Below are 25,219 nucleotides of genomic sequence, written 5' to 3' on the forward strand. Positions count from 1 at the left end.
TGTGAGAGTAGGTCATCGTCAAGATTCATTTCGCAAAACCCCTATCTGCGCGAGCAGGTAGGGGTTTTGTCTTTTCTGCTCCCACACCGGCACTCATCTCCCACATTGCGAGTCAGAACACTAGAATAGAGCCCACCTGACTACTCAGAACCTCGAGATGCCTGACCCTCTCACTACCGAAGCCCTGGATGCATTACCGCTCAACGAGCTGGTTGCCTGTCACGAATGCGATCTGCTCCTGCGCAAGCCCGTACTCAATCACGGTGAGAAAGCCCTGTGCCCGCGCTGCGGCTATGAGCTGTACGCTCACCGGCACAATGTGGTCAATCGCAGCCTGGCCTTGGTAATCACGGCATTGCTGCTGTTCGTGCCTGCCAATTTCATGCCCATCATGCAGCTGCACCTGTTGGGGCAGAGCTCGGACGATACCGTCTGGAGCGGTGTGCTTGGCCTGTACAACTCGCAGATGCGCGGCGTGGCGGTGGTGGTGTTCCTGTGCAGCATGGCCATTCCGTTGCTCAAGCTGCTCTGCCAGTTGTTGGTGCTCCTCAGCATCCGTTTGGACATCGGCCGCAGCTACGGGCTGTTGTGTTATCGCATTTATCATCACTTGCGCGACTGGGGCATGCTCGAGGTGTACTTCATGGGCGTTCTGGTCGCCATCGTCAAATTGGTCGACTTGGCCGAGCTGACGGTAGGCCTGGGCCTGTTCTGCTTCATCAGCCTGTTGCTGGTACAGGTCTGGCTCGAGGTGGTGATGTCGCCACACCAGATCTGGGATGCACTGTCAGGGGAAGATCTACATGCGGGCGATTGATGCAGGCATTCTGGTCTGCAATGAGTGCCATGAGCTCAACCGTCAGGTTGACGATGGCCACAAACAGACCTGCACGCGCTGTGGTGCGATCCTCCACGATCGGCGGCCTAACAGCATCGTGCGTACCTGGGCACTGCTGATCACGGCATCGGTTCTCTACATCCCGGCCAACATATTGCCGATCATGACGGTCAGTACCTTGGGGCAGGGCAGTCCGGACACCATCATGTCCGGGGTGATTACCCTGCTCCAGCACGGCATGATTCCCATCGCCGCAGTGGTCTTCATCGCCAGTATCCTGGTGCCGACCTTCAAGCTGGTAGGTATTGGCCTGCTGCTGTATTCGGTGCAGCGACGCCAGCCGCTGTCCGCGCGCCAACGGATATGGATGTATCGCTTCATCGAGTTCATCGGGCGTTGGTCGATGCTCGATATCTTCGTCATCGCCATTTTGGTGGCAGTGGTGAATTTTGGTCGTATCGCCAGCGTCGAAGCCAATTTGGGCGCTGTCGCTTTTGCCAGTGTGGTGATTCTTACAATGCTTGCCGCTTTAACTTTCGATCCCCGACTGATCTGGGATAACACGGAGTCGGATGACGACCATGAGTGATGTGCCTACGGCTAAAACCCGCCCTGCTTCGAACTGGTCGGCCATCTGGATCCTGCCGCTGATCGCGCTGATGATCGGTGGTTGGCTGGCTTGGCAAGCCTACAGTGCTGCCGGCGTCGAGATCGAAGTGCGCTTCGAGACCGGCGAGGGCATCGTCGCCAACAAGACCGAAGTCATCTACAAAGGCATGCCGGTCGGCAAGGTGAAGTCGCTGGTCCTCGATGATCAAGGCGCCAACCAGGGCGTGATTGCCACCATCGAGATGAACAAGGCCGCCGATCCGCACCTGACCACCGGTACGCGCTTCTGGCTGGTCAAGCCTAGCGTGACCCTGGCCGGTATCTCAGGGCTGGAGACGCTGGTCTCGGGTAACTACATCGCGGTCAGTCCTGGAGAGGGTGAGAAGACCAAACGCTTCACGGCACTATCCGAAGCGCCGCCGCTGTCCGACAGCGAGCCCGGCCTGCACCTGACCCTCAAGGCCGACCGGCTCGGTTCGCTCAATCGCGACAGCCCGGTGTTCTACAAGCAAATCCAGGTCGGTATGGTAAAAAGCTACCGGCTGACCGATGACCACGATACCGTCGAGGTCAAGGTATTCATCCAGCCCGAATACGCCAACCTGGTGCGCAAGCACACGCGTTTCTGGAATGCCAGCGGCATCAGCATCGATGCCAACCTGTCCGGGGTCAAGGTGCGCAGCGAGTCGCTGTCGAGCATCGTCGCCGGAGGTATCGCCTTCGCGACCCCCGAATACCGCAAGGACAGCCCGCCCACCGATCCAAGCCTGCCGTTTCGCCTGTATGACGACTTCGACGCCGCCCAGGCCGGGATCCGGGTCAAGGTCAAGCTCAGTGATTATGAAGGCCTGCAGGCAGGCCGCACGCCAGTCATGTACAAGGGGATTCAGGTCGGTTCGCTGAAGACGCTGAAGATCGAAGACAACCTCGGCAGTGCCATGGCCGAACTGACTCTCGACCCCTTGACCGAGGACTACCTGGTCGATGGTGCGCAGTTCTGGGTGGTCAAGCCGTCGATCTCCCTGGCGGGTATCACTGGCCTCGAGGCCCTGGTGAAGGGTAACTACATTGCCATCCGTCCGGGTGATAAGGGCGCCAAGCCGCAGCGTGAGTTCGAGGCGCGGGCCAAGGCGCCGCCACTGGACCTCAAGGCTCCAGGCCTGCACCTGGTGCTGTTCGCCGATACCTTGGGTTCGCTGGAGGTCGGTAGCCCGATCATGTATCGCCAGGTCAAGGTCGGCAGCGTGCAGAGCTATCAGTTCGCCCGTAACAGCAAGCGCATCCTGATCGGCGTACACATCGAGAAGGAATACGAGAACCTGGTCAACGGCTCGTCGCGTTTCTGGAATGTCAGCGGCATTACCCTCACCGGCGGCTTGTCGGGTATCAAGATCAAGAGCGAGTCGTTGCAGACCCTGATGGCCGGCGGTATCGCCTTCGACACACCGTCACCCAACGTCGCGCTCAAGCGGCGTATCCCGCGTTTCCGTCTGATGGAGAGCCTCGAAGAGGTGAACCGTAGCGGCACATTGGTGACCATCCGTGTCGATCGTGCCGATGGTCTCAAACCGGGCACCCCCATCCGCTTCAAGGGGCTGGACGTGGGCAGTGTCGAAAGCGTCGATCTGACCAAAGATTTACAGGCCGTATTGCTGCGGGCACGTATTACCGAAGCGGCGGATCGTATCGCCCGGGTTGGCACGCAATTCTGGGTGGTCAAGCCGGCCCTCGGCCTGGTGCGGACCGAGAACCTCGACACCCTGATCGGCGGCCAATACCTGGAAGTGCAGCCGGCGGCCAAGGACAGAGGCCCGCAACGTGACTTCATTGCCCTGGCCGAAGCGCCGGAAGTGATCGGTCCCGAAGTCGGTCTGCCCTTGACCCTGAGCGCGCCGCGACGCGGTTCGATCAAGCCAGGGGTTCCGGTGACCTACCGCGAGGTGGCGGTGGGCAAGGTGACTGGCTTCGAACTGGGCCAGACCGCCGATCGGGTGCTCATCCACATCCTCATCGAGCCCCGCTACGCGGCGCTGGTACGCGGTGGCAGCCGATTCTGGAACAGCAGTGGTTTCGGCTTCGATTGGGGCTTGTTCAAGGGCGCCACGGTGCGCACGGAGTCGCTGGAGACGTTGATCGACGGTGGCATCGCCTTTGCCACGCCCGAGGGCGAGCAGATGGGCAACCCGGCGCGTCCGCAGCAGACTTTCGCCCTGTTCGACAAGCCAGAAGAGACCTGGCTGCAATGGGCGCCGAAGATCCCGCTCGGAAAATGAAGAATGGAGGGGTCGCGATGCAGCGGCCCCCCGTTCTGCCGGTTCAAGGTCGTGGCAGGCTACTCAAATCGCAGGCAATAAAAAACCGACCCTAGGGTCGGTTTTTCGACAAGAACGTCGCTTAGGCAGCTGCAGCTTCTTTCAGCGCCTTGATGTGGCCATTCAGACGGCCTTTGTGGCGAGCAGCTTTGTTCTTGTGGATGATGCCCTTGTCGGCCATACGGTCGATTACAGGCACAGCCAGAACGTAAGCGGCTTGCGCTTTGTCGGCGTCTTTTGCGTCGATGGCTTTGACTACATTCTTGATGTAGGTGCGGACCATGGAACGCAGGCTGGCGTTGTGGCTGCGACGCTTCTCAGCCTGTTTTGCACGTTTCTTGGCGGAAGGTGTGTTGGCCACCGTCGAGCTCCTCGAAAGACTTTAGGTAAATAGCAAACAAAATAGGCCGCGAATCATGCCGATGAGTCGGGCGGATGTCAAGGCCACCTGCAGGGATCCGCTGAGCGGTGGGTCTGCGCGCCGGAAAGATTCCTTTCTGCCGCGTGACCTGTAAACTCGGGAATTTTTGGTTCCCCTGCGAAGGCGCGGGAGTATCGCACATTCGGGCGCGCTCTGGCAGCGTCCTCTGCCATTGGCGTGAAACTTTTCGATGAACCTGCTCAAATCCCTGGCTGCGGTCAGCTCCATCACCATGATTTCGCGGGTGCTGGGCTTCGTGCGCGACACCATCCTGGCGCGCATCTTCGGTGCCGGTATCGCCACCGACGCCTTCTTCATTGCCTTCAAGCTGCCCAACCTGTTGCGCAGGATCTTCGCCGAGGGCGCCTTCTCCCAGGCCTTCGTGCCGATCCTGGCCGAATACAAGACCCAGCAGGGCGAGGAGGCCACCCGGACCTTCATCGCCTACGTCAGTGGCCTGCTGACCCTGGTACTGGCCCTGGTCACCGCCGTTGGCATCCTGGCTGCCCCCTGGGTGGTCTGGGTCACCGCGCCCGGTTTCGTCGACAGCGCCGAGAAGTACGACCTGACCACTGCCCTGCTGCGGGTGACGTTTCCTTATATATTGCTGATCTCGCTGTCATCGCTGGTGGGCGCGATCCTCAATACCTGGAACCGCTTCTCGGTACCGGCGTTCACCCCGACCCTGCTCAACGTGGCGATGATCGGCTTCGCCCTGTTCGTCACCCCTTACTGCGACCCACCGATCATGGCACTGGCCTGGGGCGTGCTGGCCGGCGGCCTGGCGCAGTTGCTGTACCAACTGCCAGCGCTGAAAAAGATCGGCATGCTCGTGCTGCCCCGGGTCAACCTGCGCGACACCGGCGTATGGCGTGTGCTCAAGCAGATGCTGCCGGCGATCCTCGGCGTTTCGGTCAGCCAGATCTCGCTGATCATCAACACCATCTTCGCTTCGTTCCTGGTAGCCGGTTCGGTGTCCTGGATGTACTACGCTGACCGCCTCATGGAGCTGCCTTCTGGTGTGCTCGGCGTGGCCTTGGGCACCATTCTGCTGCCGACCCTGGCCAAGACCTACGCCAGCAAGGACCGCGAAGAGTATTCGCGGATCCTCGACTGGGGCCTGCGCCTGTGCTTCCTTCTGGTGCTGCCGTGTGCCCTGGCCCTGGCCATTCTCGCCGAGCCGCTGACCGTCAGCCTGTTCCAATACGGCAAGTTCAGCGCCACCGATGCGCTCATGACCCAGCGTGCGCTGGTAGCCTATTCCGTCGGCCTGATGGCGATCATTCTGGTCAAGGTACTGGCCCCGGGCTTCTATGCGCAGCAGAATATCCGCACGCCCGTACGGATCGCGATCTTCACCCTGGTCTGCACCCAGCTGTTCAACCTGGCCCTGATCGGCCCGCTCAAGCATGCCGGTCTGGCGCTGGCGATCAGCCTCGGCGCCTGTCTCAACGCCGGGCTGTTGTATTGGAAGCTGCGCAGCCAGCAGCTGTTCCAGCCGCAACCGGGATGGACGATGTTCCTGGCCAAGCTGGTGCTGGCCGTGGCGCTGATGTCCGCCGTGCTGCTGCTGGGCATGCACTACATGCCGGCCTGGGCGCAGGGGCACATGCTCGAGCGCTTCCTGCGCCTGGGTGGGTTGATTCTGGCGGGCGTGGTGACGTACTTCGGTTGCCTGTATCTGTGCGGTTTCCGTCCGCGGCATTTCGCCCGCCGGGCCCTGCATTGATAGAGCAGGGCGGCCAAGCGTCGGTTTTTCGCATTCCATGCCGCCCCTGGGCGCTGGCGCCTGTCGCCGACGCCCCGGTGTGGTTATAATCGGCCACTTTATGAGCAAGAAGCGCGTTATGCAGCTGGTTCGAGGTCTTCACAACCTGCGCCCCGAGCACCGGGGCTGTGTCGCCACCATTGGCAACTTCGACGGAGTACATCGAGGCCACCAGGCAATCCTGGCGCGTCTGCGCGAGCGCGGCCAGGCGCTGGGCCTGCCGACCTGCGTGGTGATCTTCGAGCCGCAGCCGCGTGAGTATTTCGCCCCGGACACCGCGCCCGCCCGCCTGGCGCGTCTGCGCGACAAGATCGAGTTGCTGGCCGCCGAAGGCATCGATCGGGTCTTGTGCCTGGCGTTCAACCAGCGCCTGAGCAAGCTCAGCGCCGACGCCTTCGTCAAGACGATCCTGGTCGACGGCCTCGGCGTGCGCCACCTCGAGGTGGGCGACGACTTCCGCTTCGGTTGCGACCGCGCTGGCGACTTCGCCTTCCTGGTCGCGGCCGGCCAGCAGTACGGGTTTAGCGTCGAGGCGGCCAACACCGTGATCCAGGACGGCCTGCGGGTCAGCAGCACTGAAATACGCAAGGCCCTGGCAAGCGCCGACTTCGAACTCGCCGAGCACCTGCTGGGGCGTCCCTACAGCATCACCGGGCGCGTGCTGCATGGCCAGAAGCTGGCCCGCCAGCTCGGTACGCCTACCGCCAACATCCAGCTCAAGCGTCGCCGCGTGCCGCTGTCCGGGGTCTACCTGGCCAGCATCGAGATCGACGGCAAGGCCTGGCCGGGCGTGGGCAACATAGGCGTGCGCCCCACCGTGAATGGTGACGGGCGCCCGCACCTCGAGATTCATCTACTGGATTATGCCGGCGATCTCTATGGCCGGCGCCTGACGGTGGAGTTCCACCACAAGCTGCGTGAAGAGCAGCGTTTCGCCTCCCTGGAGGCGCTGAAGTCGGCGATCGACGCGGACATCGCCGCCGCACGTGCACATTGGCACGCTCAACCGCTAACGAAGAGCCTGAAATGACCGACTACAAAGCCACGCTAAACCTTCCGGACACCGCCTTCCCCATGAAGGCCGGCCTGCCTCAGCGCGAACCGCAGATCCTGCAGCGCTGGGACAGCATTGGCCTGTACCAGAAGCTGCGCGAAATTGGCAAGGATCGTCCCAAGTTCGTCCTGCACGACGGCCCGCCCTATGCCAACGGCAAGATTCACATCGGTCACGCACTGAACAAGATCCTCAAGGACATGATCGTCCGCTCCAAGACCTTGTCCGGCTTCGACGCCCCTTACGTGCCGGGCTGGGACTGCCACGGCCTGCCGATCGAACACAAGGTCGAGGTCACCCATGGCAAGCACCTGACCGCCGACCGTACCCGCGAGCTGTGCCGCGAGTACGCTGCCGAGCAGATCGAAGGGCAGAAGACCGAATTCATCCGCCTGGGCGTGCTGGGTGACTGGGACAACCCCTACAAGACCATGAACTTCGCCAACGAAGCCGGTGAAATCCGCGCCCTGGCCGAGATGGTCAAGCAAGGCTTCGTGTTCAAGGGGCTCAAGCCCGTCAACTGGTGCTTCGATTGCGGTTCGGCCCTGGCCGAAGCCGAGGTCGAGTATGCCGACAAGAAATCCCAGACCATCGACGTCGCTTTCCCGGTCGCCGACGATGCCAAGCTCGCCGCCGCCTTCGGCCTGGCCGAGCTGGCCAAACCGGCTGCCATCGTGATCTGGACCACTACCCCGTGGACCATCCCGGCCAACCAGGCGTTGAACATCCACCCGGAGTTCCAGTACGCCCTGGTCGATACCGGCGAGCGCCTGCTGGTGCTGGCCGAAGAGTTGGTCGAGTCGTGCCTCAAGCGCTACAACCTGGAAGGATCGGTGATCGCCACCGCGCCGGGTTCGGCCTTGGAGCTGGTCAACTTCCGCCACCCGTTCTACGACCGCCTGTCGCCGGTGTACCTGGCCGACTACGTCGAGCTGGGCGCCGGTACCGGCGTGGTCCACTCCGCACCTGCCTACGGTGAAGACGACTTCGTCACCTGCAAACGCTACGGCATGGTCAACGACGACATCCTCACCCCGGTGCAGAGCAACGGCGTGTACGTCGAGTCGCTGCCGTTCTTCGGCGGCCAGTTCATCTGGAAGGCCAACCCGGCCATCGTCGACAAGCTGAGCGAAGTCGGCGCGCTGATGCATACCGAAACCATCAGCCACAGCTACATGCACTGCTGGCGCCACAAGACCCCGCTGATCTACCGCGCCACCGCGCAGTGGTTCGTCGGCATGGACAAGCAGCCGAGCACCGGCGAGCCGCTGCGCGAGCGTGCCCTCAAGGCCATCGAGGACACCAAGTTCGTCCCGGCCTGGGGCCAGGCGCGCCTGCACTCGATGATCGCCAACCGCCCGGACTGGTGCATTTCGCGTCAGCGCAACTGGGGCGTGCCGATCCCGTTCTTCCTCGACAAGCAGACCGGTGAGCTGCACCCTCGCACCGTCGAGCTGATGGAAGAAGTGGCCAAGCGCGTCGAGCAAGAGGGCATCGAAGCCTGGTTCAAGCTCGACGCCAGCGAACTGCTTGGTGACGAAGCCGATCAGTACGAGAAGATCGCCGACACCCTGGACGTGTGGTTCGACTCCGGGACCACCCACTGGCACGTGCTGCGTGGTTCCCACGACATCGGTCACGCCACCGGCCCGCGCGCCGACCTGTACCTGGAAGGCTCCGACCAGCACCGCGGCTGGTTCCACTCATCCTTGCTGACCGGCTGCGCCATCGACGGTCATGCGCCGTACCGCGAACTGCTGACCCACGGCTTCACCGTGGATGAAAGCGGCCGCAAGATGTCCAAGTCGCTGGGCAATACCATCGAGCCGGAAAAGGTCAACAACACCCTCGGCGCCGACATCCTGCGCCTGTGGGTCGCCGCCACCGACTACTCCGGTGAGATGGCCGTGTCCGAGCAGATCCTCCAGCGTAGCGCCGACGCCTACCGGCGTATCCGCAACACTGCGCGCTTCCTGCTTTCCAACCTGTCCGGCTTCGACCCGGCCCGCGACCTGCTGGCTCCAGAGGACATGCTGGCGCTGGACCGCTGGGCGGTCGACCGCACCCTGCTGCTGCAGCGCGAGCTGGAAGAGCACTACAGCGAGTACCGTTTCTGGAACGTCTACTCGAAGGTCCACAACTTCTGCGTCCAGGAGCTGGGCGGCTTCTACCTCGACATCATCAAGGACCGCCAGTACACCACCGGTGCCAACAGCGTCGCCCGTCGTTCCTGCCAGACCGCGCTGTACCACATCAGCGAGGCGCTGGTGCGTTGGATCGCGCCGATCCTGGCGTTCACCGCCGATGAGATCTGGCAGTACCTGCCGGGCGAGCGCAACGAGTCGGTCATGCTCAACGGCTGGTACCAGGGCCTGACCGAGCTGCCTGAAGGCATCGAGCTGGATCGCGCTTACTGGGACCGCGTCATGGCGGTCAAGGCTGCGGTGAACAAGGAGCTGGAGAACCAGCGCAGCGCCAAGGTCATTGGCGGCAACCTGCAGGCCGAAGTCACCCTGTTCGCCGAGGAAGGCCTGAGCGCCGACCTGAACAAGCTGGGCGACGAACTGCGCTTCGTGCTGATCACCTCGGCTGCCAGCGTAGTGCCATTCGTGCAGGCTCCAGCGGATGCCGTGGCCACCGAAGTCGAAGGCCTCAAGCTGCAGGTGGTCAAGTCCGGCTATGCCAAGTGCGGCCGTTGCTGGCACTTCCGCGCCGACGTCGGCAGCCATCCGGAGCACCCGGAAATCTGCTCCCGTTGCGTCGACAACCTGAGCGGCTCCGGTGAGGTGCGCCACTATGCCTAACCCCTCGGCGGGGCGCTTCGGGCGCCTTCCATGGCTGTGGCTGAGCCTGGTGGTACTGGTCCTCGACCAGGCCACCAAGCTGTATTTCAACAACGCCCTGACCATGTATCAGCAGATCGTGGTCATTCCCGACTACTTCAGCTGGACTCTGGCCTACAACACCGGCGCCGCCTTCAGTTTCCTGGCCGATGGCGCCGGCTGGCAGCGCTGGCTGTTCGCCTTGATCGCCGTGGTGGTCAGTGCCGTGCTGGTGGTCTGGCTCAAGCGCCTGGGGCGCGGCGAGACCTGGCTGGCCGTGGCCCTGGCGCTGGTGCTGGGTGGCGCGATCGGTAACCTGTACGACCGTATCGTGCTGGGCCATGTGGTCGACTTCATCCTGGTGCACTGGCAGAACCGCCATTACTTCCCGGCCTTCAATCTGGCCGACAGCGCCATCACCGTCGGTGCGGTGATGCTGGCGCTGGATATGTTCAAGAGCAAGAAGTCGGAGGATCCTGTCCATGACTGACACCCGTATCGGCCAGAACACCGAAGTGACCCTGCACTTCGCCCTGCACCTGGAAAACGGTGACACTGTCGACAGCACCTTCGACAAGACGCCGGCCACCTTCAAGGTCGGCGACGGCAACCTGCTGCCGGGCTTCGAGAACGCGCTGTTCGGCTTCAAGGCCGGCGACAAGCGCAACGTGGTAGTGGCTCCCGAGAACGCCTTCGGCCAGCCCAACCCACAGAACGTACAGACCATGCCGCGGTCCCAGTTCGAGGGCATGGAGTTGTCCGAAGGGCTGCTGATCATCTTCAACGACGCCGCCAACACCGAGCTGCCAGGTGTGGTCAAAGCGTTCGACGACGATCAGGTGACCATCGACTTCAATCACCCACTGGCTGGCAAGACCCTGACCTTCGAGGTGGAGATCCTCGAGGTGAAGGCCCTGTAAGCCTGGAGCCGAGCATGCAAATCAAACTCGCCAACCCTCGCGGTTTCTGCGCAGGGGTCGACCGGGCGATCGAGATCGTCAACCGCGCGCTGGAAGTCTTCGGCCCGCCGATCTACGTGCGTCATGAAGTGGTGCACAACAAGTTCGTGGTCGAAGACCTGCGCAACCGTGGCGCCATTTTCGTCGAAGAACTGGACCAGGTGCCGGACGACGTCATCGTCATCTTCAGCGCTCACGGTGTATCCCAGGCCGTGCGCCAGGAAGCCGCCGGCCGTGGCCTGAAGGTGTTCGACGCCACCTGTCCGCTGGTGACCAAGGTGCACATCGAGGTCGCCAAGTACAGCCGCGATGGCCGTGAGTGCATCCTCATCGGCCACGAAGGGCACCCGGAAGTCGAAGGCACCATGGGCCAGTACGACGCCAGCAACGGCGGCGCCATCTACCTTGTGGAAGACGAGGAAGATGTCGGCCAGTTGCAGGTGCGCGACCCGGATCACCTGGCTTTCGTCACCCAGACCACCTTGTCGATGGACGACACCAGTCGGGTGATCGATGCACTGCGGGCACGTTTTCCGAACATCGGTGGGCCACGCAAGGACGATATCTGCTACGCGACCCAGAACCGCCAGGATGCGGTCAAGCAATTGGCCGGCGAATGCGATGTGGTACTGGTGGTGGGCAGCCCCAACAGCTCCAACTCCAATCGCCTGCGCGAGCTCGCCGAGCGCATGGGCACCCCGGCCTACCTGATCGACGGTGCCGAGGACCTGCAACGCGGCTGGTTCGACGAGGCGGCGAAAATCGGCATCACCGCCGGTGCTTCGGCGCCCGAGGTACTGGTACGTGGCGTCATCGAGCAGCTCAAGGCCTGGGGAGCTACCGGGGCTGAAGAGCTCGACGGGCGGCCAGAGAACATCACCTTCTCGATGCCCAAGGAATTGCGCGTCCGTTCGTTGATCTGATCGTAGGCTCTATCGCCGGCTTGCCGGCGATCGGGCCTCAAGACTTCCCACAGAGTGACCGCTCCGCCTCATTCGTCCTCAAGCTGACCCGCCCGCTGGTCGCAAGCACCACGCGGTACTGGCTGGTCGGCGCGTCTCGCTCGCATACCTCCAGTGTGCCGTTACCCCGCCCCTGGGGAACCCCCTGTTCGCTGAATGCCACTTGGCTGCCCAGATTGTCGGCAATGGTCAACGGGCGGCTGAGCCTGTGCTCACGCAACACCTGCCGATTGTATCGAAGCATGACCCGCCAGCCCTTGCCCCAATCGCTGTCCACGGCCTCCACCAGCACCGCCTGGCCTTGCAGCTGGGCGTGGCTGCGGGCGCTGCGTAGCGCCTGGGCGAGGTCGCGGGCGGCGGCTGCGCGGTGTAGGTCATCGCTCAAGCGGGCGTAGGCAGGCATGCCGAGTTGCGTGAGCAACGCAGCCACGGCCAATGCGAACATCATTTGTATCAGTGTTACGCCCTGTTGCTTCACCGTGCATTCCTCCCTGGAAGTGCTTGGCTTTAGCTTCCTGCTGATTAGACACGAGGTCCAGTCGAGCAGGTTCAACGCATTTGTCAGGAATTGTCGTGAATGGAGTCGGGATGTGCGTGCAACAGCGTGGGATGACCCTGTTGGAAGTCTTGTTGGCGATGGGTGTGCTGGCTGTCGGGCTGTTCGCCGCGGCGTCACTGCAGGTGCAGGCCTTGCGGGCCACCGAGGCGGCCCTTACCGATACACGCGCCGCGCTGAACGCGCATGCGCAGCAGGAGCGGGCCCGGGCTGGGCAGCCATGAAGCCTGGGCAGCGAGGGTTCAGCCTCGTGGAAATGCTGCTGGCGCTGAGCATTGGCCTGGCGTTACTGAGCGCCGCCAGCCGGGTGTTCGTCTCGGCCCACGAGACCTGGCGTGTGCAGGGCGCAGCTAGCCGACTGCAGGAGGATGCGCGCCTGGCCCTGCTGCGCATTGCCCAGGATGTGCGCATGGCCGGCATGTTCGGTTGCCTGCAATTGGCGCCTGAGCACTTCGAGGACCCAGCCGCCCAGGCGGCGTTCGCCCAACCATTGATGACCGGCCCCGATGGCCTGAACCTAGTGGTGGCGCAGTTGCCCGGCATGCCAGGCGACCCGGACTGGACCCTGCTCACCGACTGCAGCACTTACGCCCAGGTGCGGCGCGGCCGTGCGCATGGCAAGGACCTGGCGGTAGCGATCAGCCGGCACCGTTACCAGCTAGGCGGTACCTCGCTGATGTTCAGGCGTGGGGCCAGTCAGCAGCCGCTGATCGATCACGTGCGCGATTTCCGCGTGGCGCTGGTCGGGGAGGGTAGCGAGCAGCATGTGGATATCCAGCTGACGGTATTCGAACCGATGTTGGGTATCGAACAGCGCCATGCCCTGAGCGTGGCCGTGCGCAACCCGGTGGCCGACTGATGCGGCGCCAGCGTGGGGTGGTGCTGTTGCTGGCGTTGCTGATCAGCCTGCTGCTGGGGCTGCTGGCAGCTTCGGCACTGAGCAGTGCGCTGCAGGAGGTCCGCATGGCGCGCGTCCTCGCCGAGGGCCTGAAGGCATTCGAGCAGGCCGAAGCGACGCTGGCCGCTGCCGTGGCTGACCTGCACGGGCCACTGCCGCAGGAGTGCGCTGCTTGTTCGCCACCGGAGCGTCCTCACCAACTGATTGGCCAGTGGCAGGCCACGCCCAGCGGATATTTCCAGCTGCAGAACCTGGGCATGAGCGCGCGTGCCACTCGCCTGAGCGACGCGCCAGCGAGGCTGATCAGGATCACGGCGGTCAGCCGAGACGTCGAGAACCGCCAGGTGCTGGAAGCGGTGTACGCCCTGGCGGACGCTCAAGCACAGGGCCCCCAGCGCCAGCTCTGGCGGCAGAGACTGCGTGAGGACTGACATGCAGCAAGGGATGAGCCTGATCGAGTTATTGATTGTCGTGGCCGTGACCGGCATGCTGGCAGCCATTGCCTACCCCAGTTACAGCGACCAGCTCAGGCGAGCTGCACGCAGCGAAGTGGTCGGTCTGCTGCATGACGCTGCACTGAAGCTCGAGCGCCACCGTACCCTTACCGGCAGCTACGCCGAAGGCGACCCAGCGCTGCCCGACGGTAATCGCCATTACAGCCTGCAGGTTGAACGCCACGCCGAGCACTTCTCGCTGCATGCGCGACGGCGGGCATCCGGCCTGATGGCGGGCGACCGCTGTGGCGATTTCCAGCTCGATCAGGCCGGGCAGCGGAGCAATCCGGGCAGCCGGACAGGCGCCGAACGCTGTTGGGGAAGCTAAAGGTTGCAGGTGCCCGGTGCACCCATGGTTTGTCTACTTCTCAGGTTTGGATCGACGGATGAGCAAGCGAGTAGTGATTGTCGGCGGTGGTGTGATCGGCCTGCTGACTGCGTTCAACCTGGCGGCGAAGGTCGGCGAGGTGGTGGTCTGCGATCAGGGCGAGGTTGGCCGTGAGTCGTCCTGGGCCGGCGGCGGTATCGTCTCGCCGCTCTACCCCTGGCGCTACAGCCCAGCGGTCACGGCGCTGGCGCATTGGTCGCAGGACTTTTATCCACAGTTGGGCGAGCGCCTGTATGCCAGCACCGGGCTCGATCCGGAAGTTCACACCACCGGTTTGTACTGGCTGGACCTCGACGATGAAGCCGAGGCGCTGGCCTGGGCGGCTCGGGAGCAGCGACCGCTCAGCGCCGTGGACATCTCGGCGGTGTACGACGCGGTACCGGTGCTTGGCGCCGGCTACCAGCGGGCGATCTACATGGCCGGCGTAGCCAACGTGCGCAATCCGCGTCTGGTCAAGTCGCTGAAAGCGGCGTTGCTGGCGCTGCCCAACGTGACCTTGCGCGAACATTGCCAGATCAGTGGTTTCCAACAGCAGGACGGGCGGGTGACCGGTGTGCAGACCGACAGCGGTGTGTTGGCAGCCGATGAGGTGGTGCTCAGCGCCGGGGCCTGGAGCGGTGACCTGCTCGGCACACTGGGCCTGGCGTTGCCGGTAGAGCCGGTGAAGGGGCAGATGATCCTGTTCAAGTGCGCGGCGGACTTCCTGCCGAGCATGGTGCTGGCCAAGGGGCGCTATGCCATTCCGCGTCGCGACGGGCATATCCTGGTGGGCAGTACCCTGGAGCATGCCGGCTACGACAAGACCCCGACCGAGGATGCACTGGCCAGCCTCAGGGCCTCGGCGGTGGAGCTGTTGCCAGAGCTGGCCGATGCCGAGATCGTGGGCCATTGGGCGGGGCTACGGCCGGGCTCGCCGGAAGGCGTTCCGTATATCGGGCCGGTGCCGGGGCATGCCGGGTTGTGGTTGAACTGCGGGCATTACCGCAATGGGCTGGTGCTGGCGCCGGCATCATGCCAGTTGTTCACCGACCTGTTGACCGGCGCCGAGCCGATCATCGACCCCGCGCCATATGCGCCAGCGGGGCGGATTTGATCCAGCGCTGGTTTTTCCGGCCTCTTCGCGGGCAAGCCCGCTCCCACAGGGCCCGAGCACGCTTCCAGAGGCTGCAATAACCTGTGGGAGCGGGCTTGTCCCGCGAAAGGGCCGGTGCAGCCAACCCCTCTCAACCGCCAATCGGCGCCTGCAGATGCCGGCTCGGATAATGCTGCTCATACACCTTGCACACCCGCAGCACCTGCTCATCGGCAAAGCGCCCGGCCACCACCTGCAATCCCACCGGCAACCCCTCGCGGGTGAATCCACAGGGCACCGAGGCAGCCGGTTGCTGGGTCAGGTTGAACGGGTAGCTGAACGGCGTCCACTCCATCCACTGTGCCATCCCCGAGCCCGGCGGCACGTTGTACCCCGCCTCGAAGGCCGCCAGCGGCAGCATCGGTGAAACCAGTACGTCATAGCGCTGATGGAAGGCGTTCATTCTGGCGATCAGGTCCGCCCGCGTTTCCAGAGCCTCGGTGTATTCGCTCAGGCTGATCTGCGCGCCCTGTTCGGCAATCCAGCGCAGCCCAGGGTCGATCATTGCCCGTTGCTCATCGGTGAAGTTGCTGGCCAAACGCGCAGCGCCGGCGAACCACAAGGTATTGAACGTCTCCAGCGGATCGCCGAAGCCCGGATCGACCGCTTCCACCTGCGCCCCCAGCCGCGCCAGGCGCTCCACGGCCTGGGCGACCAGGCCGTCGATCTGCGGGTCGACCTGGACATAGCCGAAGTTTGCGCTGTAGGCGATGCGTAAACCGCTCAGATCCTGCCGCTCACCCAGCCATGGCGCCTGCCGTGGTGCTCCAGCCAGGCCATCGCGGGGATCAGGTCGCGCCACGCAATCGAGCATCAGCACTGCATCGTCGACCGTGCGGGTCATCGGCCCCAGGTGCGACAACACGGTCATGGCGCTGGCTGGCCACTGCGGCACGTAGCCGAAGGTGGGCTTGATGCCGAAGGTGCCGGTGAAGGCACAGGGAATACGGATCGAGCCGCCGGCATCGCTGCCCTGGTGAAGCACGCCCAGGTTCAGCGCCGCCGCCGCGGCCGCGCCGCCCGACGAGCCACCGGCGGTCAGGCGGGTATCCCACGGGTTGCGGGTAATACCGTAAAGCGGGTTATCGGTGACCCCCTTCCAGCCGAATTCCGGCGTCGTGGTCTTGCCCACCAGCACCGCGCCGGCTTCTCGCATGAAGGCGCTGAATGGCGCGTCGACATCCCATGGCCCGGCCTTGGAGGTCGTGCGCGAGCCCTTGCGAGTCGGCATGCCACGGGTCAGGGTCAGGTCCTTGATCGAGGCCGGCACCCCGTCCAGTCGGCCGCATGGCTCACCGCGCTGCCAGCGCTGTTCGCTGGCGCGGGCGGCGGCCCGTGCACCTTCGCCGTCCACGTGGCAGTAGGCGTTCACCCTCGGGTTGTGCAACTCGATGCGGGCCAGCACATCGTCGATCACCTCCACAGGCGACAGCGCTCGACGCTGGTACAGGTCGAGCAGCTCGACGGCGGTGAATTCACCGATTGCGGTCTTGTCGGTCATCTCAAAGGGCTCCGGGGTTGGCGGCCTGGACCATGGCGCGTAGCAGCACGTCGCAGCCATCGGCCAGGTCCTGTGGCGCGGCGTTCTCGATTTCGTTGTGACTGATGCCGCCCTCGCAGGGCACGAAGATCATGCCCGCCGGGCCCAACTCGGCGAGGAAGATGGCGTCGTGGCCGGCGCCGCTGACGATGTCCATGTGGCTCAGACCCAAGGCACGGGCGCCCTGGCGTACCGCATCGACGCATTGCTCGGCGAAATACAGCGGCGGGAAGTCGGCCGTTGGTGTCAGCTCATAGCGCAACCCGTGCCGGGTCGTGGCGGCTTCGATGGCTTCGCGCACTTCCCTGACCATGGCGGCGAGGTGCTCGGGGTCGAGATGGCGCAGGTCGATGGTCATCTGCACCTGGCCCGGGATGACGTTACGCGAGCCTGGGTGCAGGGTCAGACAGCCGACAGTGCCGCAGGCGTGGGGCTGATGCCCATGGGCCACACGGTTGACCGCCGCGACCACCTCGGCGGCACCGACCAAGGCGTCCTTGCGCAGGTGCATCGGGGTCGGGCCGGCATGGGCCTCGACACCGGTCAGCACCAGGTCGAACCACTTCTGCCCAAGGCAGCCCTGAACCACGCCGATGGTGGTGCGCTGGTCCTCGAGCACCGGGCCCTGTTCGATATGCGCCTCGAAGTAGGCGCCCACGGCATGCCCGGTGGGTACGCGTGGCCCGGCGTAGCCGATGCGCGCCAGTTCCGCGCCCACCGAAAGGCCTTGGTCGTCGACCTTGTCCAGGGTTTCCTGCAGGCCGAACTTACCGGCGAACACCCCCGAACCCATCATGCAGGGCGGGAAGCGCGAGCCTTCCTCATTGGTCCATACCACCACCTCCAGCGACGCCTCGGTGGTCAGTTGCAGGTCGTTGAGGGTACGCATGACTTCGAGCCCGGCCATGACCCCGTAACAACCGTCGAACTTGCCGCCGGTGGGTTGGGTGTCGATATGGCTGCCGGTCATCACTGGCGCAAGTGCCGGGTTACGGCCTGGGCGGCGGGCGAAGATATTGCCGATGGCGTCGATGCTGACCGTGCAGCCGGCGTCTTCGCACCAACGCACGAACAGGTCGCGGGCCTGGCGGTCGAGGTCGGTCAGGGCCAGGCGGCAGACGCCGCCCTTGGCAGTGGCGCCGAGCTGGGCCAGGTCCATCAGCGACTGCCAGAGGCGTTCGCGGTTGACCAGCGGGCCTTGGCCTAACAGGTGTTGCGCGGGATCGATGCGGGTGTTCATGGTGCGTCTCTCCTGTAGCGATGGTTGTGCCTGGGCGGGCCTCTTCGCGGGCAAGCCCGCTCCCACAGATACCCCGCTGTTCTCAGGAACTGTGTTGAACCTGTAGGAGCGGGTTTACCCGCGAAGAGGCCGGCACAGAAAAGCAGGCCGGGATCAGGCGCTCAGAGCCAGATACCGGTTCTTGATGCTCGGATCCTCACGGAACTGCGCCGCGCTGCCCTGGTAGGCCACGCGCCCCTGTTCCAACACGTAATGCCGGTCGGCGAGGGCATCGCAGACCATCAGGTTCTGCTCCACCAACAGGATCGACAGCCCCTCGTCCTTGATCCGCCGCAAGATCTTCACCAGCTCATCGACGATCACCGGCGCCAGGCCCTCGGTCGGCTCGTCGAGGATCAGCAGCTTGGGGTCGTTGAGCAGGGCACGGGCGATGGCCAGCATCTGCTGTTCGCCACCCGACAGTGCGAAGCCGCCGTTGCGCCGGCGCTCCTTGAGTCGCGGGAACATCCCGTAGACGTCTTCCAACTGCCAGCGGCTGTCCTTGCGCACGGCGATCTTGAGGTTCTCCTCCACGCTCAGCTGGCGGAAGATCCCGCGATGCTCCGGTACCAGGGCGATACCTCGTCGGGCGATGTCGAAGATCTCGCGACCGACCAGCGCTTCGCCGTTGAAGGTGATTTGCCCCTGGCGCGGGCGGACGATGCCGAGGATGCTGCGCAAGGTGGTGGTCTTGCCGGCGCCGTTGCGCCCGAGCAGGGTCACCAGTTCGCCTGCGCCCACCTTCAGCGAGACGCCTTCGAGCACATGGCTCTTGTCGTAGTAAGAATGGATCGAGTCGACGTCGAGCATCAGGCGGCCTCTCCAAGGTAGGCAGTGCGCACACGTTCATCGTTGCGCACCTGGTCCGGGGTTCCCTCGACCAGGATCTGGCCGTGGCTCATGACGGTGATGCGCTGGCTGATCGACATGACGATGCTCATGTTGTGCTCGATCAATAGCACGGTGTGGTCGCGGCCCAGGTCGCTGATCAGCTCGGTCATCACCGGGATGTCGTCGATGCCCATGCCCGACGTGGGCTCGTCGAGCATCAGCAGGGCCGGTTTGGCGCAGATCGACATGCCCACCTCCAGCACCCGCTGCTGGCCGTGCGACAGCTCGCCGGCGAGGGTCTCGGCGCGGTTGCCGAGCTTGAGCCGTTCGAGCACCTGGTCGGCGGTGTCCCAATGGCTGCGCTTGTGCTCCACGCTGCGCCAGAAGTTCAGCGCGCCCAGGCCGTCGCGGCCCTGGGCGGCCAGCCTCAGGTTCTCGCGCACGCTGAGGTTCTGGAACAGGCTGGTGAGCTGGAACGAGCGCGCCATGCCCAAGGCCACGCGGCCATGGGAGGGCTTGCGAACGATATCCTGGCCGTTGAACAGGATCTTGCCGCCGGTGGCCTGACGCTCGCCGGTCAGGCAATGGAACAGGCTGGTCTTGCCGGCACCGTTGGGGCCGATGACGGTATGGATGGTGCCGGCACGGACCTTGAGGTCGACGCCATCCACCGCACGGAACGGCCCGTAAGCCAGTTCCAGATTGTGGGTCTGCAGCAGGTAGTCGCTCATTACAGGGTCTCCTTGGTCTTGGCGGCGGACTTGGCCTCTGCCGACCGCGACGGCAGCAGGCGCTTGCTCAGGTCGGCCAGGCCGCCCCACAGGCCACCACGCATGAACACCACCACCAGGATCAGAATCGCCCCCAGCAGCATCAGCCAGCGCGGCCACAGCTCCGACAGCACATCGCCCAGCACCACGATGGCGCCTGCCCCGAGCAGCGAGCCGAACAGCGAGCCGGTGCCGCCGACGATGGTCATGATCAGGATGTTCTCGCTCATCATCAGGTCGATGTTCGACAGCGGCGCGAAGTGCAGCAGCATGGCGTACAGCGCCCCGGCGATCCCGGTAATGGCGCCGGACAGCATGAACACCAGGATCTTGAAGTGGCGCACGTCGTAGCCGATGGCGGCGGCGCGGGTCTCGTTCTCGCGAATGGCCAGCAGGGTGCTGCCGAACGGCGAGCGGATCACCCGCAGGGCTCCGGCGAAGATCAACACGAACAGCACCGCCACGAACGCGTAGAAATGCCGAGGGTCGCTCAGGTCGACCAGCACATGGCCAGCGATCTCGATGTTCGGCCGTGGCACATCGAGCAGGCCGTTGTCGCCGCCGGTCCAGCCGCTGAGGGTGTAGGCCAGGAAATACGCCATCTGGCTGAAGGCCAGGGTCAGCATGACGAAGTAGATGCCTTTGCGGCGGATGGCCAGCGCGCCCACCAGCAGCGCCAGGAAGGCGCCGAACAATGCAGCGCCCAGCAGCGCCGCGAACAGGCCCCAGTGCAGATGGATCATCAGCAGCGCCGCGCCGTAGGCGCCCACACCGAAGAAGATGCCCTGGCCGAAAGACAGCAGGCCGGTGTAGCCGAGCAGCAGGTTGCAGGCCAGTGCGGCCAGGGCGAAGATCAGGATCTCGGTGGCCAGGGTGGCCGACGGCAGCACCAGCGGCAGCGCCACCAGGCTGACGAGCACCAGCAACAGCAGGGCCGGGGCGCGGCCCTTGGCGACCGGCAATGGATTTTTCTCGCTCATCGTCATGCTCTCCCGAACAGGCCATAGGGACGGACCAGGATCACCGCCGCCATGGCGCCGTAGATCATCAGGCTGGCGCCTTGCGGCCAGAGGCTGGTCATCATGCTTTGCACCACGCCCACCAGCAGGCCACCGACCAGGGCGCCGCCGAACGAGCCCATGCCGCCGATCACCACCACCACGAAGGCAATGCCGAGAATCTCCGGCCCCACGAACGGCTGGGCACCGCGGAGCGGGGCGAACAGCACACCGGCGACCCCCGCCAGGCCCACGCCCAGGGCGAAGGTCAACGAGAACAGACGGAAGATGTTGGTGCCCAGCAGCGAGACGGTTTCGGTGCTTTCACTGCCGGCGCGCACCAGGGCGCCGAAGCGCGTACGTTCCAGCAGCAACCACAGCCCCAGGCCGATCAGCGCGGCGAAGCCGATCAGGAACAGGCGGTAGTAGGGATAGATGAAATCACCGACGATCAGTACGCCACGCAATTCGGGCGGCACGGCGATGTTCTTGCCCACCGGGCCCCAGATCAGCACCGAGGCTTCCTGGATGATCAGCGCGATCCCCAGGGTGACGAGGATCTGGAAGGTGTGCGGCAAGTGATAGATGCGCTTGATCAGCAGCCGCTCCACCGCCCAGGCCAGCGCCGCCACCACCAGCGGGGCGATCAGCAGGGCCAGCCAGAAGTTACCGGTCAGCGCCACGGCGGTGTAGCACAGGTAGGCGCCCAGCAGGAAAAACGCACCATGGGCGAAGTTGACGAAGTTGAGCAGGCCGAAAATGATCGTCAGGCCCACGGCGATGAGGAAGTAGATCATCCCCAGGCCCAGGCCGTTGAGCAGTTGGAACAGGTACAAATCGAGCATGAGCGTGCCCTCGACAGCGCACGGGGCGGCTGCCTGTACAGGTGGTGGTGTCTAGCGCCGTGGCGTCAGGCCAGGGTGCATCCGGTGTGGTCGAGTTCGACGAACGAGCGACCCGAGCTGATGACTTCCGCCAGATCGTCTTCGTCGCGCATCTGGCCTTGGGCCTTGCCCCGCAGCAGGTAGTAATCCTTGAGCACCTGGTGGTCGCCCGGGCGGATCAGCTCCTCGCCGGTCGGGCCCTGGAAGCGCATGCCCTGCAAGGCGGCAGATACCGCGGCGCCGTCCAGGCTGCCGGCCTTGACGATGGCTTCGAGCATCACCTTGGTGCCGATATAGTCGGCGGCCAACGGGTAGTTGGGGTTGATGCCATAGGCTTTTTGCGTGGCGGCGACCAGTTGCTGGTTCAGCGGCGTGTCGACCTGGTGCCAGTACTGGGCGCCGAGGTACACCCCTTCGAGCATGTCGCTGCCCAGTTCCTGGAACTGGTCGAGCCCTGCCGACCACACCATCAGCACGTGCATGCGGTCCTTGATGCCGAAGTTCACGGCCTGGCGCAGGGCGTTGGAGGCCTGGCTGCCGAAGTTGAGCAGCACCAGCACGTCGGGCTTGGCGGCGATGGCGTTGGTCAGGTATCCGGAAAACTCCTGCTCCTGCAACGAGTGGTAGCTGTTGCCGATGTGCTCGACGCCGAACTCGGCGAACACCTTGCGGGCGTTGTCCAGCAGCGCATCGCCGAACACGTATTGCGGGGTGATGGTGTACCAGCGCTTGGCCTGGGGTAGCTGGCGGATCATCGGTATCAGGGTTTCGCGGATGGCGCCGTAGGTGGGCACAGACCAGCGGAAGGTCGAACTGTTGCAGTCTTTGCCGGTGATCTCGTCGGCACCGACCGGAGTCATGAACACGCCGCCGGCCTTGTGGATTTCCTTCGACACCGCCAGGGCCGAAGAGGACAGGGTGCAGCCTTGGAAGAACCGTGCGCCATCCTGGCCGATCGCCTCCTGCACCTTGCGCACGGCCTTGCCGGCGTTGCCCTCGGTGTCGATGACCTTGTACGTGAGCGGGTGGTCGAGCAACTGCGGGTACTCGGCGATCGCCAGGCGCGAACCCATGTCGGCGTACTTGCCGTAGCTGGCGAAGGCGCCAGACATGGACTTGAGCCCATAGAAGGTCAGCGATTCGTCGGCGAATGCCCGGTGGGCTCCCAGCGGGAGGCTACCGAGGGCACCCAGGGCAAGGCCTGCCTTGAGCAGGGTACGTCTTTGCATGGATAACTCCTTGGTTGTGGTTATTAGGCAGGAGTGGCAATGGCAAAGCAGGTACGGCCGGGCCTGTAAGCAGGCCTCTTTCAGGCACATCAGTGGTCGTGGGCGAACTCCAGCAGGAAGTGACGGGCGACCTCGCCTTCGAGCGCGGTCATGTGGTGCTCGGCGTCGCACATGTGCTCGTGCATCAGCCGGCGCACGGCGGCTTCGTCACCGGCCTGCAGGGCGGTGAGCAAGTGCTTGTGGTAGTCGATGTTGGCTGCGGCGAACTGCTGGCGCTTGGGCAGGTAGGCCTTTTTCAGTACCACCAGATCGCGCAGCAGGTCATTGAGGAAGGTGGCCATGAAGCGCAGCAGCGGGTTGGGGCAGCGGCTGGCCAGCAGGTTGTGGAACTCCAGTTCGGCCAGGCGTTGCTCGCGCTGGCCTTGTTCGCTGTCCTCCGGGGCGCTGCAGAAGTCGATGTTGGCCTGCAGCGCGGCGTAGTCCTCGGCGCTGAGCTTGCCCATCACCGACACCGCCAGCTCCACCTCGATGACCTTGCGCAATTGATACACCTGCTCGCCGTCCAGGTGCTGGAAGTGCAGGTAGTTGCGCAGTGCTCGGCTGGCGGGCTCGGTGCCGACCTCGTTGAGGTAGGCGCCGCCGCTGGGGCCGGTACGGGTGCTGACCAGGCCTTCGACCTCCAAGGCCTTGAGCGCTTCGCGGGCTGTGCCTTTGGAGCATTCGAAGTGCTCCATCAGCTCGCGTTCGGTGGGCAGCCGGTCGCCTGGGTGCAGGGCCTCGGTGACGATCGAGCGCTTGACCGATTCGACGATCACGTCGGACAGCTTCTGGCGCTTGCGTTTGGGTTTGAGCATTTCGCTATTTTTCATATTTATGCGGATAAATAGGATTTAGCGAAAGTAACCCGGTCGGGTCAATGCGACAGGTCGCAAATGATGTGAAAGGGTCGGGGAGGGATATGCGCTGCCGCTATATGTGGGCGACACGAGTCCATGTAGGAGCGGGTTTACCCGCGAAGAAGCCACCGCGGTGGATGGCACGGGCGTTGCCCGTGTTCGCGGGTGAACCCGCTCCCACAAGAAGCTTGTGTCAGCCCTGGCGACCGGGCCCTTGCTCCAGGTGCTTCTGGCTGCAATACCAGTCATCGCCCAGCTTCAGCGCCCGGTCATTGGGGAGGTGCACGCCGCAGTGGGCGCAGCGCACCATCTTCAACGGTGCGTCGAGCTTGGGCTCGGGGTGCGATTGCTGGCTGATCTTGAACTTGCGCCACAGCCATACCGCGGCGGCGATCAGGGCAATCCAGAAAAGTAGGCGAACCATGGTGTCCAGCTTGTCGAAAGGGGGAGCCGACAGTCTAGGGCGCGGCCAATGAAAAAGGGAGGCCCCAGGCCTCCCTTTCTCGCGCTTGCGGGTATCAGTCGAACAGACCGAAGGTCATGTAGCTGAACCAGGAGCGTGGCTTCTCGGCTTCTTTCGGGCCTTCCGGCAGGATCGGGTTGCCGTCCTCGTCCTTGGGCAGCAGCTCGACCGGCATTTCGTCGCGGGCGTCCTGGAACTGCTTGACCACGTCCTGGTTGGCACGGGTTTCACCCGGCGGCAGCGGCGTGTCGGTTTCGATCAGGCCCAGGGTGGCCTTGGACAGCCAGCCACGGCCATCGGATTCGGTCTGCTTGGGCTGGAACTCGCCATCGACCAGGCTCGGGTGATCCGGGTAGTTGAGCTTCAGGGTTTCCAGGCTGGTGGCGGCCAGGTCATCCAGGTGCATCTTCTGGTACGACTCGACCATGATCGCCAGGCCATCGCCGACCGACGGGGTTTCCTGGAAATTCTCGACCACGTAGCGGCCACGGTTGGCGGCGGCGACGTAGGCCTGACGGCTCAGGTAGTAGTCGGCCACGTGGATTTCGTAGGAGGCCAGCAGGTTGCGCAGGTAGATCATGCGCTGCTTGGCGTCCGGCGCGTAGCGGCTGTTGGGGAAGCGGCTGGTCAGCTGGGCGAACTCGTTGTACGAGTCGCGCGCGGCACCTGGGTCACGCTTGGTCATGTCCAGCGGCAGGAAGCGCGCCAGCAGGCCACGGTCCTGGTCGAACGAGGTCAGGCCCTTGAGGTAGTAGGCGTAGTCGACGTTCGGGTGCTGCGGGTGCAGACGGATGAAGCGCTCGGCAGCCGACTTGGCGGCCTCGGGCTCGGAGTTCTTGTAGTTGGCGTAGATCAGCTCCAGCTGCGCCTGGTCGGCGTAGCGGCCGAACGGGTAGCGCGACTCCAGGGCCTTGAGCTTGTTCACGGCGCTGGTGTAGCTGGAATTGTCCAGGTCAGCCTGGGCCTGCTGGTACAGCTCGGCCTCGCTGAGGTTCTCGTCGATGACTTCCTTGTTGGAGGAACAGGCCGCGGTGAGCCCGAGGATGGCGATCAGCAGCAGGTGTTTCACTTGCATAGCGGCTTGCGTCCCTTTGACGGCCGCTGTCTTGGGCGGTG

At 64.1% G+C, this 25,219-nt stretch carries 26 protein-coding genes; 14 read left to right on the forward strand and 12 right to left on the reverse strand.

All coding sequences use genetic code 11. The features are described 5' to 3' along the window. Nucleotides 1–157: 157 nt before the first annotated feature. The 3 genes from KY379_RS24235 to KY379_RS24245 are packed head-to-tail and all read left to right on the forward strand — an operon-like array spanning nt 158 to nt 3,720. Entirely contained in the window at nt 158–817 is a 660-nt protein-coding gene (locus KY379_RS24235) for a paraquat-inducible protein A (protein WP_133329471.1), read from the forward strand. After that, a complete protein-coding gene (locus tag KY379_RS24240; protein WP_133329473.1) occupies nt 804–1,427 on the forward strand; it encodes a paraquat-inducible protein A in 624 nt (207 codons plus the stop codon). Before KY379_RS24235 ends, KY379_RS24240 begins: the two co-directional genes overlap by 14 nt. Then, a complete protein-coding gene (locus tag KY379_RS24245; protein WP_261241743.1) occupies nt 1,420–3,720 on the forward strand; it encodes a PqiB family protein in 2,301 nt (766 codons plus the stop codon). Before KY379_RS24240 ends, KY379_RS24245 begins: the two co-directional genes overlap by 8 nt. Before the next feature lie 121 nt (nt 3,721–3,841). Here the strand turns inward: KY379_RS24245 and rpsT are convergent, their stop codons facing one another. Continuing rightward, entirely contained in the window at nt 3,842–4,120 is a 279-nt protein-coding gene (gene rpsT, locus KY379_RS24250; protein WP_016484776.1) for a 30S ribosomal protein S20, read from the reverse strand. Nucleotides 4,121–4,370: 250 nt separating this feature from the next. On the opposite strand from rpsT, the gene murJ reads away from it, so the two are divergent. The 6 genes from murJ to ispH all read left to right on the forward strand — a co-directional run bounded on the left by murJ (nt 4,371) and on the right by ispH (nt 11,706). Next, nucleotides 4,371–5,909 (forward strand): murein biosynthesis integral membrane protein MurJ, encoded by a 1,539-nt coding sequence (gene murJ, locus KY379_RS24255; RefSeq protein ID WP_133329478.1) that lies wholly within the window; start codon nt 4,371–4,373, stop codon nt 5,907–5,909. Between the two features lie 118 nt (nt 5,910–6,027). Then, complete coding sequence (gene ribF, locus KY379_RS24260; protein ID WP_133329480.1) at nt 6,028–6,978, forward strand: bifunctional riboflavin kinase/FAD synthetase; 951 nt, start codon at nt 6,028–6,030, stop codon at nt 6,976–6,978. Beyond that, a complete protein-coding gene (gene ileS, locus KY379_RS24265) occupies nt 6,975–9,806 on the forward strand; it encodes an isoleucine--tRNA ligase (RefSeq protein WP_133329482.1) in 2,832 nt (943 codons plus the stop codon). The genes ribF and ileS overlap by 4 nt, the downstream gene beginning before the upstream one ends. Beyond that, on the forward strand, nt 9,799–10,314 hold the full coding sequence (gene lspA / locus KY379_RS24270; RefSeq protein ID WP_133329484.1) for a signal peptidase II: 516 nt from the start codon (nt 9,799–9,801) through the stop codon (nt 10,312–10,314). The genes ileS and lspA overlap by 8 nt, the downstream gene beginning before the upstream one ends. Then, the gene (gene fkpB, locus KY379_RS24275) at nt 10,307–10,744 is read left to right on the forward strand and encodes an FKBP-type peptidyl-prolyl cis-trans isomerase (RefSeq protein ID WP_196173824.1); all 438 of its coding nucleotides are present in this window, start codon (nt 10,307–10,309) and stop codon (nt 10,742–10,744) included. The genes lspA and fkpB overlap by 8 nt, the downstream gene beginning before the upstream one ends. Before the next feature lie 14 nt (nt 10,745–10,758). Continuing rightward, nucleotides 10,759–11,706 carry a 4-hydroxy-3-methylbut-2-enyl diphosphate reductase gene (ispH, locus tag KY379_RS24280; RefSeq protein WP_133329488.1) on the forward strand — a complete coding sequence of 316 codons (948 nt, stop codon included), beginning with the start codon at nt 10,759–10,761 and terminating at the stop codon, nt 11,704–11,706. Nucleotides 11,707–11,743: 37 nt separating this feature from the next. On the opposite strand, the gene KY379_RS24285 is transcribed toward ispH, so the two are convergent. Then, nucleotides 11,744–12,223 (reverse strand): GspH/FimT family protein, encoded by a 480-nt coding sequence (locus tag KY379_RS24285; protein ID WP_133329490.1) that lies wholly within the window; start codon nt 12,221–12,223, stop codon nt 11,744–11,746. A gap of 110 nt (nt 12,224–12,333) precedes the next feature. On the opposite strand from KY379_RS24285, the gene KY379_RS24290 reads away from it, so the two are divergent. Genes KY379_RS24290 through thiO form a run of 5 tightly spaced genes read left to right on the forward strand, consistent with a single transcriptional unit; the run spans nt 12,334 to nt 15,174 of the window. Continuing rightward, nucleotides 12,334–12,525: a prepilin-type N-terminal cleavage/methylation domain-containing protein gene (locus KY379_RS24290; protein WP_261241761.1), complete on the forward strand. Its 192-nt coding sequence runs from the start codon at nt 12,334–12,336 to the stop codon at nt 12,523–12,525. Beyond that, complete coding sequence (locus KY379_RS24295; RefSeq protein ID WP_261241763.1) at nt 12,522–13,160, forward strand: PilW family protein; 639 nt, start codon at nt 12,522–12,524, stop codon at nt 13,158–13,160. The genes KY379_RS24290 and KY379_RS24295 overlap by 4 nt, the downstream gene beginning before the upstream one ends. After that, entirely contained in the window at nt 13,160–13,630 is a 471-nt protein-coding gene (locus KY379_RS24300) for a hypothetical protein (RefSeq protein ID WP_133329496.1), read from the forward strand. The genes KY379_RS24295 and KY379_RS24300 overlap by 1 nt, the downstream gene beginning before the upstream one ends. Nucleotide 13,631: 1 nt before the next feature. Next, nucleotides 13,632–14,021 carry a type IV pilin protein gene (locus tag KY379_RS24305; protein ID WP_133329498.1) on the forward strand — a complete coding sequence of 130 codons (390 nt, stop codon included), beginning with the start codon at nt 13,632–13,634 and terminating at the stop codon, nt 14,019–14,021. A 58-nt stretch (nt 14,022–14,079) separates the two neighbouring features. Further along, entirely contained in the window at nt 14,080–15,174 is a 1,095-nt protein-coding gene (gene thiO / locus KY379_RS24310) for a glycine oxidase ThiO (RefSeq protein WP_133329500.1), read from the forward strand. Between the two features lie 130 nt (nt 15,175–15,304). Here the strand turns inward: thiO and KY379_RS24315 are convergent, their stop codons facing one another. The 10 genes from KY379_RS24315 to KY379_RS24360 form a co-directional block, all read right to left on the reverse strand. Next, entirely contained in the window at nt 15,305–16,714 is a 1,410-nt protein-coding gene (locus tag KY379_RS24315; RefSeq protein WP_133329502.1) for an amidase, read from the reverse strand. Nucleotide 16,715: 1 nt separating this feature from the next. Then, the gene (locus tag KY379_RS24320) at nt 16,716–17,993 is read right to left on the reverse strand and encodes a Zn-dependent hydrolase (protein ID WP_196173843.1); all 1,278 of its coding nucleotides are present in this window, start codon (nt 17,991–17,993) and stop codon (nt 16,716–16,718) included. Nucleotides 17,994–18,146: 153 nt separating this feature from the next. Further along, nucleotides 18,147–18,842: an ABC transporter ATP-binding protein gene (locus KY379_RS24325; RefSeq protein WP_133329506.1), complete on the reverse strand. Its 696-nt coding sequence runs from the start codon at nt 18,840–18,842 to the stop codon at nt 18,147–18,149. Then, nucleotides 18,842–19,594, reverse strand: a complete 753-nt coding sequence (locus tag KY379_RS24330) for an ABC transporter ATP-binding protein (protein ID WP_133329508.1) — start codon at nt 19,592–19,594, stop codon at nt 18,842–18,844. Before KY379_RS24330 ends, KY379_RS24325 begins: the two co-directional genes overlap by 1 nt. Beyond that, the gene (locus KY379_RS24335) at nt 19,594–20,613 is read right to left on the reverse strand and encodes a branched-chain amino acid ABC transporter permease (RefSeq protein WP_261241772.1); all 1,020 of its coding nucleotides are present in this window, start codon (nt 20,611–20,613) and stop codon (nt 19,594–19,596) included. The genes KY379_RS24330 and KY379_RS24335 overlap by 1 nt, the downstream gene beginning before the upstream one ends. A 2-nt stretch (nt 20,614–20,615) precedes the next feature. Continuing rightward, nucleotides 20,616–21,476 (reverse strand): branched-chain amino acid ABC transporter permease, encoded by an 861-nt coding sequence (locus KY379_RS24340; protein WP_133329512.1) that lies wholly within the window; start codon nt 21,474–21,476, stop codon nt 20,616–20,618. Between the two features lie 65 nt (nt 21,477–21,541). Beyond that, nucleotides 21,542–22,744, reverse strand: coding sequence for an ABC transporter substrate-binding protein (locus KY379_RS24345; protein ID WP_261241773.1), 1,203 nt, complete (start codon nt 22,742–22,744; stop codon nt 21,542–21,544). An 89-nt stretch (nt 22,745–22,833) separates the two neighbouring features. Then, on the reverse strand, nt 22,834–23,598 hold the full coding sequence (locus KY379_RS24350; protein ID WP_133329516.1) for a FadR/GntR family transcriptional regulator: 765 nt from the start codon (nt 23,596–23,598) through the stop codon (nt 22,834–22,836). 235 nt (nt 23,599–23,833) lie between these two features. Continuing rightward, entirely contained in the window at nt 23,834–24,064 is a 231-nt protein-coding gene (locus tag KY379_RS24355) for a PP0621 family protein (RefSeq protein WP_133329518.1), read from the reverse strand. Between the two features lie 94 nt (nt 24,065–24,158). After that, on the reverse strand, nt 24,159–25,178 hold the full coding sequence (locus KY379_RS24360; RefSeq protein WP_133329520.1) for an outer membrane protein assembly factor BamD: 1,020 nt from the start codon (nt 25,176–25,178) through the stop codon (nt 24,159–24,161). Nucleotides 25,179–25,219 lie beyond the last annotated feature (41 nt).

Source organism: Pseudomonas sp. HD6422 (assembly GCF_025377065.1).
Taxonomy (GTDB): domain Bacteria; phylum Pseudomonadota; class Gammaproteobacteria; order Pseudomonadales; family Pseudomonadaceae; genus Aquipseudomonas; species Aquipseudomonas putida_U.

Coding starts and splice junctions, on each gene's coding strand:
- KY379_RS24235 (WP_133329471.1), top strand. CDS start 158: ATGCCTGACCCTCTCACTACCGAAGCCCTGGATGCATTACCGCTCAAC.
- KY379_RS24240 (WP_133329473.1), top strand. CDS start 804: ATGCGGGCGATTGATGCAGGCATTCTGGTCTGCAATGAGTGCCATGAG.
- KY379_RS24245 (WP_261241743.1), top strand. CDS start 1,420: ATGAGTGATGTGCCTACGGCTAAAACCCGCCCTGCTTCGAACTGGTCG.
- murJ (WP_133329478.1), top strand. CDS start 4,371: ATGAACCTGCTCAAATCCCTGGCTGCGGTCAGCTCCATCACCATGATT.
- ribF (WP_133329480.1), top strand. CDS start 6,028: ATGCAGCTGGTTCGAGGTCTTCACAACCTGCGCCCCGAGCACCGGGGC.
- ileS (WP_133329482.1), top strand. CDS start 6,975: ATGACCGACTACAAAGCCACGCTAAACCTTCCGGACACCGCCTTCCCC.
- lspA (WP_133329484.1), top strand. CDS start 9,799: ATGCCTAACCCCTCGGCGGGGCGCTTCGGGCGCCTTCCATGGCTGTGG.
- fkpB (WP_196173824.1), top strand. CDS start 10,307: ATGACTGACACCCGTATCGGCCAGAACACCGAAGTGACCCTGCACTTC.
- ispH (WP_133329488.1), top strand. CDS start 10,759: ATGCAAATCAAACTCGCCAACCCTCGCGGTTTCTGCGCAGGGGTCGAC.
- KY379_RS24290 (WP_261241761.1), top strand. CDS start 12,334: ATGTGCGTGCAACAGCGTGGGATGACCCTGTTGGAAGTCTTGTTGGCG.
- KY379_RS24295 (WP_261241763.1), top strand. CDS start 12,522: ATGAAGCCTGGGCAGCGAGGGTTCAGCCTCGTGGAAATGCTGCTGGCG.
- KY379_RS24300 (WP_133329496.1), top strand. CDS start 13,160: ATGCGGCGCCAGCGTGGGGTGGTGCTGTTGCTGGCGTTGCTGATCAGC.
- KY379_RS24305 (WP_133329498.1), top strand. CDS start 13,632: ATGCAGCAAGGGATGAGCCTGATCGAGTTATTGATTGTCGTGGCCGTG.
- thiO (WP_133329500.1), top strand. CDS start 14,080: ATGAGCAAGCGAGTAGTGATTGTCGGCGGTGGTGTGATCGGCCTGCTG.
- KY379_RS24315 (WP_133329502.1), bottom strand. CDS start 16,714: ATGACCGACAAGACCGCAATCGGTGAATTCACCGCCGTCGAGCTGCTC.
- KY379_RS24320 (WP_196173843.1), bottom strand. CDS start 17,993: ATGAACACCCGCATCGATCCCGCGCAACACCTGTTAGGCCAAGGCCCG.
- KY379_RS24325 (WP_133329506.1), bottom strand. CDS start 18,842: ATGCTCGACGTCGACTCGATCCATTCTTACTACGACAAGAGCCATGTG.
- KY379_RS24330 (WP_133329508.1), bottom strand. CDS start 19,594: ATGAGCGACTACCTGCTGCAGACCCACAATCTGGAACTGGCTTACGGG.
- KY379_RS24335 (WP_261241772.1), bottom strand. CDS start 20,613: ATGAGCGAGAAAAATCCATTGCCGGTCGCCAAGGGCCGCGCCCCGGCC.
- KY379_RS24340 (WP_133329512.1), bottom strand. CDS start 21,476: ATGCTCGATTTGTACCTGTTCCAACTGCTCAACGGCCTGGGCCTGGGG.
- KY379_RS24345 (WP_261241773.1), bottom strand. CDS start 22,744: ATGCAAAGACGTACCCTGCTCAAGGCAGGCCTTGCCCTGGGTGCCCTC.
- KY379_RS24350 (WP_133329516.1), bottom strand. CDS start 23,598: ATGCTCAAACCCAAACGCAAGCGCCAGAAGCTGTCCGACGTGATCGTC.
- KY379_RS24355 (WP_133329518.1), bottom strand. CDS start 24,064: ATGGTTCGCCTACTTTTCTGGATTGCCCTGATCGCCGCCGCGGTATGG.
- KY379_RS24360 (WP_133329520.1), bottom strand. CDS start 25,178: ATGCAAGTGAAACACCTGCTGCTGATCGCCATCCTCGGGCTCACCGCG.